Below are 13,665 nucleotides of genomic sequence, written 5' to 3'. Positions count from 1 at the left end.
ATTACGCCAAATGGCGGAAAACAAGCCCCGACGTGACGGATGTCACACCGCCTGACCGGCCATGCTGACCACCTGCACCGCCTGCACGCGGTTGGAGACGCCGAGCTTGCGGTAGGCGCTGGACAGGCGCTTCTTCACGGTCACTTCCTGCACTGACAGGCGCTGGGCGATTTCCTTGTTGGACAGGCCTTCCACCAGCAGGTTGAGCGCGTCCTGCTCCAGCGGCGACAGCGAGCCACCGACGCCCGACAGACTGGGGCGCGCCGCCTCTTCCTCGCCGCCCTCGGCGAACAGGAAGGACGGGAAGTAGCGTTCGCCCGACAGCACCAGGCGCAGGGCGTTGACCATGGACTCGCCGTTCAGGCTTTTGGGCACGAAGCCCTCGACGCCGGCGCGCATGGTGGACAGCGCCTCGTGGCGGTTGGCGGTGCCGGACAGCACCACCAGGGGCACGTCGGGGAACTGGCGGCGGGCGGCGCGGACGCCGGTGACGCCGTTCATGCCCGGCATGCGGAAATCGAGGATGATGAGAGCCGGCGCCGGTTCCTGGGCGGCACTTTCCAGCGCTTCCTGCAGGGTGTCCGCCTCGTCCACCTTGACCTCCGGGCGGACGCGCTGCACGAAGGGCACCAGGGCCTCCCGCACCAGCCGGTGGTCGTCAGCAAGAACAATGCGCATTGTCACCTCCCCACGTTCGGCGGCCGCCCGGCGACGGCGTCGCCCGTACCATCCGGTGTCCCCGCGATCATAGCAGGATCTTCCAATGGCGTGCATCCTCGGCGGACACGACATGCCGGTTACATAAGTCTACTTGCGGGATATACAATAGTGTCTCCGCCGCTTCCGGTTTATCGGCGCACCGTCAAGCAAAACGGCAGGTTGTGCAGAGAGGCGGCGGCAGGGCGGGCGGCGGGACAGGGGAGAAAGACCCTCCGCCGCCGCGCCGTCGGGAGGCGTGACGGACCGCGTCGCCGGGACCCCACCAGCGCGTCGAATAGGCGGGGGACGCGGTAGCGGCGGCGGAGGGGCGCGACAGCCGCCAGGAGGCCGCGCGCAAGCTCTCGGCCCTGTCGGTATGGGCCGTGGACCTGTGTGGAAACCGGAAACTCTCTGCCGCGGTCGGGCTGCCGTCGCCTGCTCAGGCCGATGCGGCACGACCCGGCAGTCGGGCGGGGGAACGGGTTCGGGGCGGCGGCCCGTACCGCCGGTCGGTTCGCGATACCGGTCGACAGTCAACCGTCGACCGTAGCGGGACGCAGGGCCACCCTGGCGCGCCCCTCCCCCTCGACGGGCGTGTCGGGCGGCCCTGCCACCCCGGCCGGCACGATGGAACCGTGCGCCGGCCACGGCGGGCGGCGCCGCCGTCAGCGGCCGGCGCCGGAACTGTCCTCGGTCGACGGGGTCGATCTGACGCCCACCATGGCGCCGATCACGCCGTTCAACCGTTCGGCGGACCGCAGCGACAGGCGCGAGAGCGCCATCATGTCGAAGGCCGCCGTGACGACGTCGTCGTCGATCAAATCGTCGTCGAGATCGTGGAAGCGATCCCGCACGTCGCGGCGCAAGGGCCGCACGCGGCTCAGCGCTGCCTCCAGTGTCAGTGCGGTGGTGCGGCGCGTCGTCCCGAGCAACTGCTCGGCGGCGACCGCGGCATCCATGACCGCATCGTCGGGCGGTGTTTCCGCCGTATGGCGCCGAAAGGCGCCCTCGTTGCCGTCGTCACCGAACCAGGTGGACCGGCGGGGCGGCTCGTCGGCGCCGCTGCGTTTCGTCCTCCACGTCGTCATGCTCACACGATACCTCAGCCTGTCACTACGACAACCGAACGCGCGGATAGCGGGGGGTGTCGCACGCATCCCGCTTATCTACATGGGTAGTACGCCATCCGGCGAAGACCCTGCAGAGAGAGACGCTTGGCCGTTTGAAATCGTTCGCGCGCCGTCTCATACTCCGCGAGTACCGCTTTTGCCCCCGCGGCGTATGACGCCGCTTTTGTCCCCGCGGCGTATGACGCCGCTTTTGTCCCCGCGACGCACGATGCCGCGCCGCAGACCCGCAGGTGACGATGGCGACCCTCTCCTGGCCGACCGGTGCCGTTCCCGATCGCGCCCCCGCGGACGCGGCGCCGGAGGCTTTCGCCCTCATCGACGGCCGCGGCAGCATCGTCGGCGCCAGCGAGGGGTTCTCGGCCTGCCTCGGCCATCCGGTCGGCGCCGCGGCCCTGGTCGGCCGGTCCATCGACGCCCTGCTGAGCGACGTGCTCGCCCGCCCCGACGCCATCGAGGTCGGCGTGTGGCTGCAGGAAGTGCGCGGCAGCGCCGGCGAGGGTCGCCTGCACCGCACCGCGCCGCTGCGCCTCTACGGGGCCGCGGGGCAGGGCCTCGTCCTCACCGGGCAATGCGCCGCCGGCGCCCGCATCTTCCTGCGGGTGGAGCGGGTGGCGGTGCCCGATCACGCCGCCCCGCCCGACGCCGCCACCGCCGAACCGCCGACCCGAGCCCAAGAGCACACCGAAGCCGAAGCCGGGGGCGAACCCGGCGCCCCGTCGGCCGCGGCCGCAGTTGGCGCACCGCCGCCCACCGCCCCGCCTCCCGCCCCCGAGCCGGGCCGTGTGCCGCCGCTCGGGGCGGTGCTCGACGGGCTGTCCGACACGGTCTTCGTCACCGATCGCTCCGGCCACCTGCTGATCGCCAACGAGGCGTCGCGCGACTTCTTCAGCCGTCCCGTGCGCACGCTGGTCGGCCTGCGCGCCGCCGATCTCGTCCCCCGCGAACTGGGCGCGGCCTTGAGCGAGGCCGACATCGTCGTGCGCGAGACCGGCCAGCCGATGCGCTTCACCCGGGCGCTCAACGTCGCCCTCGGCCATTGGCGCGACTACGAGATCCTGAAGGCGCCGCTGCGCACCGTCGACGGGCTGCTGGTCGGCGTCGTCACCACCGCGCGCGACATCACGGTGCAGGACAGCCAGATCCGTCAGGGGCTGGAACAGGCGCGGCTGCTCGACGCCCTGCTCACCCACATTCCCTACTTCGTGTTCTGGAAGGACCGCGACCTCGTCTACCAGGGCTGCAGCCAGAACTTCGCCGACATCTTCGCCGCCGGCTCGCGCTCGGGCGTCATCGGCGGCACCGACCGCGACGTGCTGCCGCTGGGGGCGGAGGCGGAAACCTTCCGCCGCGGCGACACCGCCGTCATGACCACCGGCACGCCGCTGCTCGACGTTCACCGCATCGTCCACCGCCCCGACGGCCGCCCCATGCACCTGGTGGTGTCGACGGTCGCCCTGCGCGACCGTTCAGGGGCGGTCACCGGCGTCCTGTCCGTCGCCCGCGACGTCACCGCCGCCCGCCGCACGGAGGCCGAGCGCGACCGCCTGTCGCGCATCATGCAGGCGCTGCTGCAATTGCCCGTGGTCATCTTCCAGACCGACGACACCGGCACCATCACCGAGCGCCTGGGGTCGGAGGTCTGCGGCGATCCCGACGTGGTGGGCAAGGACGTCTTCCGCCTGCTGCCGGGTGCCGCCGGGCCCTTGCGCGACGCCCTCACCCAGCGCCGCACGGTGCGGTTCGAGGTCGCCGACGACCGCCGCGGCTGGGCGCTCGACATGGTGTTCGGCCCCGACCGGCCGGGTGGCCGCGGGTACCTCGGCGTCGGCCTCGACGTCACGGAACGCCGCCGGGCGGAGCGTGCCCTGCGCGAGCGCGACCGCCTGCTACGCTCCATCATCGCCACCATCCCGGTGGTCATCTCGGCGGTCGACCGCGACGGCGTGATCGTGCTGTCGGAAGGCCGCGCCCTCGCCCTGCTCGGCCGTCAGCCAGGCAAGGGCGTCGGCACCGCCGCCGACGTCGTGTGGGCGGACCACCCCGAGGTGGTGGAGGCGCTGGAGCGCGCCCGGCGCGGCGAGGACGTGGTGCTCGACCTCGACCTCGGCGAAGCGGCGCTGCAGATGCACCTCCTCCCCATGGCCGACGACGAGGACGACGCCCTCGGCCCGCCGCACGACCGCCGCCGGCCGCGCCCGGCCCTCCTCCTCGCCGTCGACATCACCGAGCGCCGCCGCGCCGAGCGCCTGCTGGAGCGGTCGGAGGACACCTTCCGCTCGGCCTTCATCTACGCCTCCCACGGCATGGCGCTGGCCGATTGCGGCGGGCGGTTGCTGCGCGTCAACCCGACCCTGGCCGAAATCACCGGCTACGACGAGGCGGCGCTGCTCGCCGCCAGCCTCGGCGACCTCGCCGACAGCCAGGATGCCAGCCTGCTGCGCGACCACTTCGGCGCCCTCACCGAAGGCCGCCGCGCCGGCGGCCTGATCGAGGTGCGGCTGCGCCGGCGCGACGGGCTCATGGTGTGGGCGCAACTCGCCGGTGCCGTGGTGCGCGACGCCGACGGGGTGCCGCGGCAGGTCATCGTCCACGTGCAGGACGTCACCGACCGCCGCCGCGCCGAGGCCCGCTTCCGCGCCATGTTCGAGAAGGCGACCATCGGCCTCGCCCTGCTCGACGCCGAGGGCTGCATCGTCACCGCCAACGACGCCCTCTGCCGCATCCTCGGCGACGACAAGAGCGCCCTGCTCGGCCGCCGCGCCGAAGACCTGGTGCCGGTGCCGGCGCTCGGCACCTGGCGGTCGTGGCGCGAGGTGGTGGGCGGCCGCAAGCTCGGCGAGCCGCCGCCGCCGTGGCTGCGCATCGGCCGCCACGCCTTCGCCGACGGCCGGGCCGAGGACGCCACCTCCATCCTCATGGTGGAGGACAGTTCGGAAGTGCGGGCGCTGGAGGACCAGTTGGCCCACCTGTCCAAGCTCACCGCCCTCGGCGAGATGGCGGCGAGCCTGGCGCACGAGATCAACCAGCCGCTCAACACCGCCCGCCTCGTCGCCGAGGCCATCCTCGAAGACCTGCGGCACGACAAGGAGGCGGTGCGCGTGCGCAAGGCGTTCGAGACCATCCACGGCCAGACCCAGCGCATCGCCGAGATCATCCACCACGTCCGCCAGTTCGGCCGCCGCGACGGCGACAAGCCGCGGCCCTTCGACCCGGTGGCCGTCGCCCGCACGGTGGTGAAGCTCTACCGCCACGAGGCGCGCAAGGCCCGTGTGGCGCTGGACGTACAGATGCCCCGCACCGGGCCGCTCATCCTCGGCCATACGGTGCGGTTCGAGCAGATGCTCATCAACCTGCTGTCCAATGCGTTGGATGCCGTCCGCGCCCGCCACGCCGAGGGCGGCCAGGGGCGCATCGGCCTGACCGTGCGGCTGGAGGCGGAGACGCGCACCGTGGTGCTGGCGGTGGTCGACAACGGCGGCGGCATTCCCACCACCGTACGCGAACGTATCTTCGAGCCTTTCTTCACCACCAAGCCGGCCGACAAGGGCACCGGCCTCGGCCTCGCCATCTGCCTGACCATCGCTGCCGAGATGAACGGCCGCATCGACGTGCTGAACCCGCCCGACGGCGCCCGCATCGAGGTGCGCCTGCCGGTGCCGGAAACGCCGCAGAAGCCGGCCCTGCCGCTCGCCCCGCCCTTCCCGCCGCACCACCCGCCGGTGGCCGCCCCGGCGCCCGCCCGCGGCCGGAGCCCGCGGCCGCGCGGCAAGCCGCTCGCCGGCCTGTCGGTGCTGGTGGTCGACGACGAGACGCAGGCGCTGCACGCCGTCGCCCGCTCCCTGCGGTCCCACGGGGTGCATGTGGTGACCGCGCGCAACGGCCGCGACGCCTTCGTGCTGTTCCAGGAGCATCAGCCTGACGCCGTCGTCACCGACCTCACCATGCCCGAGGGCAGCGGCGAGGAACTGGTGGAGCGCATCGCCGAGGCCGCGCCCGGTCAGCCGGTGGTGGTGATGACCGGCCGCCCCGTCGGCCCCGAGCCCTGGCGCGCCCATGTGGCGGAGGTGCTGAGCAAGCCCGTCGGCCTGTCGCAGCTGCGCCAGGTGCTGAAGGACCTGCTGCGGCCGTAAACGGGTCCGCCCTGCTTGATCGCCGTCCGCCGCCTGCCCATGTGCAGCCCATGCCCGTCACCGACCGCTACCGCCCCGACCCGCGCCACGCCGACCTCGACGACCGGTTCTACGACCGGGTGGAGGCGGCGCGCTTCCCGCAGCACACCCTGCGCTTCCGCAACGACCGGGCGGCGGCCCGGGTCGGCCTCGACGGCCTGAGCGACGACGAGTGGATCACCCACTTCGGCCGTTTCGAGCCCCTGCCCGACAACCTGCCGCAGCCGCTGGCGCTGCGCTACCACGGCCACCAGTTCCGCAGCTACAACCCCGACCTGGGCGACGGCCGCGGCTTCCTGTTCGCGCAAGTACGCGAGGACGGGGCACCGGACGGCCGCCTGCTCGACCTCGGCACCAAGGGCAGCGGCACCACGCCGTGGTCGCGCTCCGGCGACGGTCGCCTGACCCTGAAGGGCGGCGTGCGCGAACTGCTGGCGACGGAGCTGCTGCAGGCGCTGGGCGTCGCCACCTCACGCACCTTCAGCCTGATCGAGACCGGCGAGAAGCTGTGGCGCGGCGACGAGCCCTCGCCCACCCGCTCCTCCGTGCTGGTGCGCCTGCAGCACAGCCACATCCGCATCGGCAGCTTCCAGCGCCAGGCCTTCCTGCGCGATGCCGACGCGCTGGCGGCGCTCATGGACCACGTCATCGGCCTGCACATGCCCGACCTCGCGGCCATCGACGACCGCCTGGACCGCACCGCCGCCTTCGTGCAGCGGGTGGCGGAAAACTGCGCCCGCACGGTGGCCCAGTGGATGGCGGCGGGCTTCGTCCACGGCGTACTCAACACCGACAATATCCTGGTGACGGGCGAGAGCTTCGATTACGGCCCGTGGCGCTTCCTGCCGACCCACGACCCGGAGTTCACCGCCGCCTACTTCGACCACGGCGGCCTCTACGCCTACGGCCGCCAGCCCGACACGCTGATGTGGAACCTGACGCGGCTGGCCGAGACGCTGCTGCCCCTGAGCAACCGCGACCGCCTGATCCCGGCGCTGGAGACCTTCCCGCCCGCCTTTTCCCTGGCGCTGGGCGAGGCGGTGACGCGGCGCCTGGGCGTGCAGCCGACGACGCCGGAGGACGACGACGCCCTGGTGCTGGCCCTGTTCGAGGCCATGGGGCGGACGCAGATCCCCTTCGAGCGGCCGTTCTTCGACTGGTACGGCGGCCCCGCCTCCGAGTTCCGGGCGCTGGAGCGCAGCCCGCACGCGGCGCTCTACGCCGGCGAACCCTTCGCCCGCTTCCGGGACCTGATCGCCGGACGGCGGCCGCGCGACGGCGTCGACCTCGATCACCCCTATTTCGCCGATCCCGAGCCCTGCACCCTGCTCATCGACGAGGTGGAGGCCCTGTGGGCGCCCATCGCGAGCGCCGACGACTGGAGCCCGCTGCACGCCAAGGTGGCTGCCATCCGGCGCATGGGCGAGGCGCTCGGCAACGGGTGAGGCGGCCGGCTCGTTCCCGTTCCCGACGGTTGAAATCAGGGACGGAGCCGATGCGTATTTCCCAGAAGGTCAAGAAGATCCTCGCCGCTTACGAGAGCGACAACCCCGGCACCAAGGCGAACCTCGCCCGCATTCTCATGGAGGGCAAGCTGGGCGGCACCGGCCGCATGGTCATCCTGCCCGTCGACCAGGGCTTCGAGCACGGCCCTGCCCGCAGCTTCGGCCCCAACCCCGCCGCCTACGACCCGCACTACCATTATCAGCTGGCGGTGGACGCGGGCCTCAACGCCTACGCCGCGCCGCTGGGCGCCCTGGAGGCCGGGGCGGACGCCTTCGCCGGCGCCATCCCGACCATCCTGAAGATGAACAGCGCCAACAGCCTGCACCCGGAGAAGGACAACCCGACGCAGGCCGTCACCGCCTCGGTGGACGATGCCCTGCGGCTCGGCTGTGCGGCCATCGGCTACACCATCTACCCCGGCAGCGGCCAGTTCTACGACATGCTGGAATCCCTGCGCGACCTCATCGCCGAGGCGAAATCGGTGGGCCTGCCGACGGTGGTGTGGTCCTACCCGCGCGGCGGCTTCGTCTCCAAGGACGGCGAAACCGCCATCGACGTCGATGCCTACGCCGCCCACATGGCCTGCCTCGCCGGCGCCCATGTCGTGAAGGTGAAGCTGCCGACCGACCACCTGGAACAGCCCGAGGCGAAGAAGGTCTACCAGAGCGAAAAGGTCGCCATCGGCACCATGGCCGAGCGCGTCGCCCACATCGTGCAGAGCTGCTTCAACGGCCGGCGCCTGGTGGTGTTCTCGGGCGGCGGCAAGAAGGGGGACGAGGGCATCATGGACGACGCCCGCGCCATCCGCGACGGCGGCGGCAACGGCTCCATCATCGGCCGCAACAGCTTCCAGCGCTCGCGCGAGGATGCGCTGAAGCTGCTGGGCGCGATCGTGGAAGTCTACAAAGACAAGGCGTAAGTACCGACGGGGAAGCGGAAGGGCTCGCCCGCCCCGCTTCCCCTACCACCCAGCCGAGAACGGCTTCGTCGAAATGAGCGTTTACGTTTCGCCACACGACGACAGCAACGGGAAGAGGCTGGGCGAAGACGATGCCGACGCTTGAGGACATGCTCGTCCGTCAGAAGGTGACGGGGGACTTCGGCGAGTTCGCCCTACGCTCCGAAGACCTTCAGGACATCCTCGACAAAGCCTGCCACCTCGTCGGGAATGCCTTGGGCACACGCTACGCCAAGGTTCTGGAGATCGAGGCCGACGGCAAACACCTTCTGGTGCAGGCGGGCGCGGGTTGGCGGCCCGGCATCGTCGGCAAGGTGCGCCTGCCCATGAGCGAGCTGTCGTCGGAAACCTATTCCATTGAGCGCGCCTACCCCGTCATCGTGCAGGACATCGACACCGAAGACCGCTTCATCTTCCCCGACTTCCTGCGCGAGCACGGCGTCGTCTCCATGGTCAACGTGCCGATCATCCTGCCGGGCGGCACCCCGTACGGTCTCCTGCAGGTGGACGACGTCGAGAAACGCGACTTCGGCGAAGAGGACATCGAATTCCTGCGCACCTACGCGGCCATCCTCGGCCCGGTCATCGACCGCCTGCACAAGGCCCACAGCCTGCGCCTCGCCCTGGAGACGAACCGGCGGCTGTTCGGCGAACTGCAGCACCGCGTGAAGAACCACATCTCCATCATCTCGAGCCTGGTCTCCCTGCGGATGCGTCAGGCCGCCACGGACGATGCCCGCGCCGAGCTGGATGGTCTGAACAGCCGCATCGAAACCCTGCGCCTCGTCCACGAGCAGTTGTATGCCGCCGACAAGGCGGAACATGTGTCGATGCGGCCGTTCGTGCTGAAGCTGGTCGAGGTCCTCTGTGACTTCCACGAGAGTGAAACCGGCCGCGTCGACCTGGATTTCGAGGTGGCGGACATGACGCTCGATCCGGACGTTGCCGTGCCTCTCGGCATGATCCTGAACGAGTTCGTCGTCAATAGCCTGAAATACGCCTTCGACGGCGCGGGCGGGTGCATCCGGGTGGCGGTCGCGCGCCAGGACGGCCACGTTCTGCTGCGGGTGTCCGACGACGGCAAGGGCCTGCCCGAGGGCGTCGGCATGGCGACGGCGGGCTCCGGCACCGGCATGACGCTGATCCACGGGCTCGCGCGCCAGATCGAGGCCGCGCCCAGTTGGTCGTCCAGCCCGGCCGGCACCAGCCTGACCCTCGCGGTGCCCTACCGCATGTGACCGGCCGTCGCCATCAGGCCGCCTGCGCTTCCCCCAGCACGCGGGCGTAGACGTCGCGGTCGACGTTGCCGCCCGACAGCACCGCCGCCACCTTGCGCCCGCGCATGGTTTCACGCTCCTGCAGCACCGCCGCCAGCGGCGTGGCACCGGCGCCCTCGGCGATGTTGTGGGTGTCGGTGTAGTAGGCGCGCATGGCCTCGGCGATCTCGGCGTCGGTGACTTCGACGATGCGCGCCGCGCCCGCCCGCACGATGTCGAGCGCCAGCTGCGGCGGCTGGCGCACCGCGACGCCGTCGGCGAAGGTGTCGGCCGGGCAGCCCTCGACGATGTGGCCGGCGGCGAAGGAGCGCGCGAAGGCCGGGGCGCCGGCGGCGGTGACGCCGATCACTTCGGTACGCAGGCCGAGCAGGTCGCGCACGCCGATGACGGCGCAGATGCCCGAGCCCGAGCCGATGGGCACATAGACCGCATCCAGATCCGGCGCCGCCGTGAACAGCTCCAGCGCATAGGTGGCCACACCCGTCACCAGCTCCGGCCCGAAAGCCGGCACCCAGCGCAGCCCGCGCGCCTCGGCGATGCGGGCCGCTTCTGCCCGCGCCGCATCGAAGTCGGCGCCGGCCTCGATCAGCTCCGCCCCCAGCGCCCGCATGGCGGCGTTCTTCTCCCGCCCGTTGCCGTGGGGGACGACGATGGTCACCGGCACGCCCGCCCGCCGCCCGGCATAGGCTAGGCTCTGGCCGTGGTTGCCGCGGGTGGCGGAGACGATGCCGGGGCAGTCGGGATGCTCCCGCTTCAGGCGATCCATGAGCACGAGGCCGCCGCGCACCTTGAAGGCACCCGTCGGCGTGTGGTTCTCGTGCTTCACCCAGACCTCCGCCCCCACACGCTCGGCCAGCAGCGGCCACACAATCTGCGGCGTCGGCGGCACCACCGGGCGGATCAGGGCGGCGGCGGCGTGCAGGTCGGGCAGGCTGAACAGGCTGGGCATGGGAAACTCCGGCAGCATGGGGTGTTGACGGCCAGGGTGACGCGGCGCATTGTCCGGTTCAACGGCTACATTGTCCGGGTGACAAGATTCCATGACCGGCGCCCCCGCTCCCACCGACTGGCTGCCCGACCTGACCGGCCGCAACCGCGTGAAGTATCTGGCCCTGGTGGAAGCCATCGCCGACGCCGTCGCCGCCGGCACCTTGAAGCCCGGCGACCGCCTGCCGACCCACCGCGACCTGGCGTGGCGCCTGAAGGTGAACACCTCCACCATCACCCAGGCCTATCGCGAGGCGGCGCGCCGCCATCTGGTGTCGGGCGAGGTCGGGCGCGGCACCTATGTGCTCGCCGACAGCACCGAGGCCACCCTGTTCGCCCTGCGCGACGCCCCGGAGGCGGCCGACGACCTCATCGACCTGTCCACCAACGTGCCCGCCGCCCTGCCCGGCGACGACCTGGCGGCCGACCTGGCGGCGCTGGTGGCGGAAAGCGGCGCGGCGGCGCTGACCGCCTACCACCCCGCCGCCCTGCTCCGCCGCAGTGCGGTTGCCGGGGCCCGCTGGCTCGCCGACCGCGGCCTGCCGCTGCGCCCGGCCCAGGTGATCCCCTGCGCCGGCGCCCAGCAGGGGCTGCTGGCGGCCCTGCTGGCGCTGGCCGGGCCGGGGGAGACGGTGCTGGTGGAGGACGTGACGTTTCCCGGCATGAAGGCGCTGGCGCGGCAGTTGCGCCTGAAGCTCCACCCCCTGCCCATGGACGCCGAGGGCATCACCGCCGAAGGCCTCGACGCCGCCTGCCGCCTCACCGCGGCGCGGGTGGCGGTGCTGGTGCCGGTGCTGCAGAACCCGACCGCCGCCACCCTCGGCCCGGAGCGGCGCGAGGCCGTGGCGGCGATCGTCCGCCGGCACGGGCTGACGGTGGTGGAGGACGACGTCTACGGCGCCTTCACCGACACGCCGCCCCTCGCCGCCCTGCTGCCGGAGCACGGGGTGGTGGTGACCGGTCTCGCCAAGGTGGGGGCGCCGGGCCTGCGCTTCGGTCTCATCGCCGGGGCGCCGCGCCTGCTCGCCCCCATCGCCGCCGAGGTGCACGCCACCAGTTGGCCGGCGAGCCCCCTGCTGCTGGACCTCGCCTGCCGGTGGTTGGAGGACGGCACGGCGCTTGCCCTGCGCGATCGCCAGAAGGCGGAGATCGCCGAGCGCCGCCGCCTCGCCGAACGGCTGCTTGGCCGCGCCCTGCCCCTGTCGCCGCACCAGTGGCTGGCGACCCGCGGCGACCCCGAGGACGCCGCCGTCACCGCCCGCGCCGCCGGGGTGGAGGTGGTGCCCTCCGGCCTGTTCGCCGTGGGGCGGGAGCGGCCGCAGGCGGTGCGGCTGTCGCTCACCGCCGCCCGCAGCCGGCGCGCGCTTTCCGTCGCGCTGGAAAGGCTGGCGCCGGTGTTGGCGTAGGATCGCCAGCCAGAGCATCGCTCGACGTTTCCGCCACTTTGGAAGTCAAATCAAACAAAGAGGTAGAGTCTTCCCCATGCAGGGAAAGCGTCTATTGTTCCGGTGGTAGGTAAATATTTTGCTGTTCAAAATGAAGGGGGAGGCTGCCAAGGTTTTCGTCGCCCCATGACCAGCTACGGAACAGCCGCATGCCCAAGCCGCAGCCGACGTCCACCCGCACGCCCCTGTTCGACACCGACGGCTTCACCTCCGCCCTGGTGGTCGACGCCGCGCTCGCCTCCGAGATCTCCTACGGCCGCGGCGACCTCGACGCCGCCCTCGACGCCGGCGGCTTCACCAACGTCACCGCCGACATCGGCCTGCCGGCGGAGTACCTGGTGAACGGCTTCTTCGTGAACGGCAATGCCTCGGGCATCGTGCTGGAGAAGGACGGCGTGCTCTACGTCGCCTTCGCCGGCACCAGCGTCGAGAACCCCCTGCCCGACGTGCTCGATTACTGGCAGCTGAACGGCCAGGCCATGATCGACGAATATTACGGCGACGTCTCCGCCATGATGGACGCCGCCATGACCTACGCCGCCGATCCCGAGAGCGGCGTGACCCAGGTGGTCGCCACCGGCCACAGCCTGGGCGGCAGCGCCGTGGACGGTGCCCTGGCGGCCTATGACGCCGTGGAGTACCCGGCGCTGCGCGGCATCACCTTCAACTCGCCGACCTCCGGCCTGCTCGACGACGGGCGCGAGTTGAACGTCGGCTACGAGAACGACTTCATCAACGAGATCATCGGCGACGGCGACGCCGGCAACGCCGTCCACAACCTCTACTACGCCATCCAGCCGGGCGAGCCCATGCCCGACCCGGGCAGCGAAACCAGCTACATCGCCCTGCTGTCCAAGGCCCTGCAGGCCTGGACCTCGCCGGCCCACGACATCGCCCGCTTCCCCGAGGCGCTGGCCGCCCTGACCGAGTCACCCGTCTACGAGCAGGTGTCGCGCGGTGACGTGGTGGTGCTCGACGGCTCGCGCTACGGCGTGTCGCTGGACGCCATGGCCGACCTGTCGCCGGCCTTCGACGCCGCCATGGCCGGCAGCAGCCGCGTCGGCCTGGTCGGCCAGGCGGTGGACGACGTGCTCGGCGGCTCGGCCTACGGCGACGCCATCGACGGCGGGGCCGGCGACGACGTCATCGCCGGGCTGGGCGGCAACGACCTGCTGTGGGGCGGCGAGGGCCTGGATACCTTCCTGTTCACCAGCCGCTTCGGCACGGACGTGGTGAAGGACTACGAGGCGGGCGACATCCTGTCGTTCCAGACCGGCCCGGCCGGCGGCGAATACCTGGCGAGCCTCGCCGCCTTGCAGGCCTGGACCGAAAGCACCAACCAGATCCGCACCAGCTTCACCGACGCCGGCCTCGTCATCGCCTTCGCCGGCGGCAAGGACAAGGTGACGCTGGAAGGCGTCGGCAGTTGGGAGCTGATGGCGTGATGGCCGACGCCGCGGCGGGCTCAGCCTGCCGCGGCCAGGGTCCGGTTGG

Annotated in this window: 9 protein-coding genes; 6 read left to right on the top strand and 3 right to left on the bottom strand. The window is 71.6% G+C overall.

All coding sequences use genetic code 11. From position 1 onward, the window contains the following. Positions 1-42: 42 nt before the first annotated feature. Both CRP50_RS23150 and CRP50_RS23145 read right to left on the bottom strand, forming a co-directional pair. Positions 43-678, bottom strand: a complete 636-nt coding sequence (locus tag CRP50_RS23150; protein WP_176525317.1) for a response regulator transcription factor — start codon at positions 676-678, stop codon at positions 43-45. Positions 679-1,364: 686 nt separating this feature from the next. Further along, positions 1,365-1,787 carry a hypothetical protein gene (locus CRP50_RS23145; RefSeq protein WP_141415235.1) on the bottom strand — a complete coding sequence of 141 codons (423 nt, stop codon included), beginning with the start codon at positions 1,785-1,787 and terminating at the stop codon, positions 1,365-1,367. A 278-nt stretch (positions 1,788-2,065) separates the two neighbouring features. On the opposite strand from CRP50_RS23145, the gene CRP50_RS23140 reads away from it, so the two are divergent. From CRP50_RS23140 to CRP50_RS23125, 4 genes are all read left to right on the top strand, one after another. After that, entirely contained in the window at positions 2,066-5,959 is a 3,894-nt protein-coding gene (locus tag CRP50_RS23140; RefSeq protein WP_097281575.1) for a PAS domain S-box protein, read from the top strand. 50 nt (positions 5,960-6,009) lie between these two features. Next, a complete protein-coding gene (locus CRP50_RS23135; RefSeq protein WP_097281574.1) occupies positions 6,010-7,443 on the top strand; it encodes a protein adenylyltransferase SelO in 1,434 nt (477 codons plus the stop codon). A 50-nt stretch (positions 7,444-7,493) separates the two neighbouring features. Then, positions 7,494-8,423, top strand: coding sequence for a class I fructose-bisphosphate aldolase (locus tag CRP50_RS23130; RefSeq protein ID WP_097281573.1), 930 nt, complete (start codon positions 7,494-7,496; stop codon positions 8,421-8,423). Positions 8,424-8,572: 149 nt separating this feature from the next. Continuing rightward, the gene (locus tag CRP50_RS23125) at positions 8,573-9,700 is read left to right on the top strand and encodes a sensor histidine kinase (protein ID WP_217992112.1); all 1,128 of its coding nucleotides are present in this window, start codon (positions 8,573-8,575) and stop codon (positions 9,698-9,700) included. Positions 9,701-9,713: 13 nt separating this feature from the next. Here the strand turns inward: CRP50_RS23125 and CRP50_RS23120 are convergent, their stop codons facing one another. Beyond that, the gene (locus tag CRP50_RS23120) at positions 9,714-10,688 is read right to left on the bottom strand and encodes a threonine dehydratase (RefSeq protein WP_097281571.1); all 975 of its coding nucleotides are present in this window, start codon (positions 10,686-10,688) and stop codon (positions 9,714-9,716) included. Positions 10,689-10,779: 91 nt separating this feature from the next. Between CRP50_RS23120 and CRP50_RS23115 the strand changes: the two genes are divergently transcribed. Continuing rightward, the gene (locus tag CRP50_RS23115; RefSeq protein ID WP_101614055.1) at positions 10,780-12,132 is read left to right on the top strand and encodes a PLP-dependent aminotransferase family protein; all 1,353 of its coding nucleotides are present in this window, start codon (positions 10,780-10,782) and stop codon (positions 12,130-12,132) included. 188 nt (positions 12,133-12,320) lie between these two features. Beyond that, positions 12,321-13,616 carry a hypothetical protein gene (locus tag CRP50_RS23110; protein WP_097281570.1) on the top strand — a complete coding sequence of 432 codons (1,296 nt, stop codon included), beginning with the start codon at positions 12,321-12,323 and terminating at the stop codon, positions 13,614-13,616. The last annotated feature ends 49 nt before the right edge of the window (positions 13,617-13,665 follow it).

The sequence above is a fragment of the Caenispirillum bisanense genome (genome assembly GCF_900230255.1).
In the GTDB taxonomy this organism is placed as follows: Bacteria; Pseudomonadota; Alphaproteobacteria; order Rhodospirillales; family Rhodospirillaceae; genus Caenispirillum; species Caenispirillum bisanense_A.
Note: the sequence above shows the minus strand (reverse complement) of the source record. Positions and strands in the feature narration are given on the sequence as shown.

What these genes read in the sequence shown, in the direction of transcription:
- CRP50_RS23120 (WP_097281571.1), bottom strand. Translation starts at nt 10,688, where the DNA reads ATGCCCAGCCTGTTCAGCCTGCCCGACCTGCACGCCGCCGCCGCCCTG.
- CRP50_RS23150 (WP_176525317.1), bottom strand. Translation starts at nt 678, where the DNA reads ATGCGCATTGTTCTTGCTGACGACCACCGGCTGGTGCGGGAGGCCCTG.
- CRP50_RS23145 (WP_141415235.1), bottom strand. Translation starts at nt 1,787, where the DNA reads ATGACGACGTGGAGGACGAAACGCAGCGGCGCCGACGAGCCGCCCCGC.
- CRP50_RS23115 (WP_101614055.1), top strand. Translation starts at nt 10,780, where the DNA reads ATGACCGGCGCCCCCGCTCCCACCGACTGGCTGCCCGACCTGACCGGC.
- CRP50_RS23110 (WP_097281570.1), top strand. Translation starts at nt 12,321, where the DNA reads ATGCCCAAGCCGCAGCCGACGTCCACCCGCACGCCCCTGTTCGACACC.
- CRP50_RS23135 (WP_097281574.1), top strand. Translation starts at nt 6,010, where the DNA reads ATGCCCGTCACCGACCGCTACCGCCCCGACCCGCGCCACGCCGACCTC.
- CRP50_RS23125 (WP_217992112.1), top strand. Translation starts at nt 8,573, where the DNA reads ATGCTCGTCCGTCAGAAGGTGACGGGGGACTTCGGCGAGTTCGCCCTA.
- CRP50_RS23130 (WP_097281573.1), top strand. Translation starts at nt 7,494, where the DNA reads ATGCGTATTTCCCAGAAGGTCAAGAAGATCCTCGCCGCTTACGAGAGC.
- CRP50_RS23140 (WP_097281575.1), top strand. Translation starts at nt 2,066, where the DNA reads ATGGCGACCCTCTCCTGGCCGACCGGTGCCGTTCCCGATCGCGCCCCC.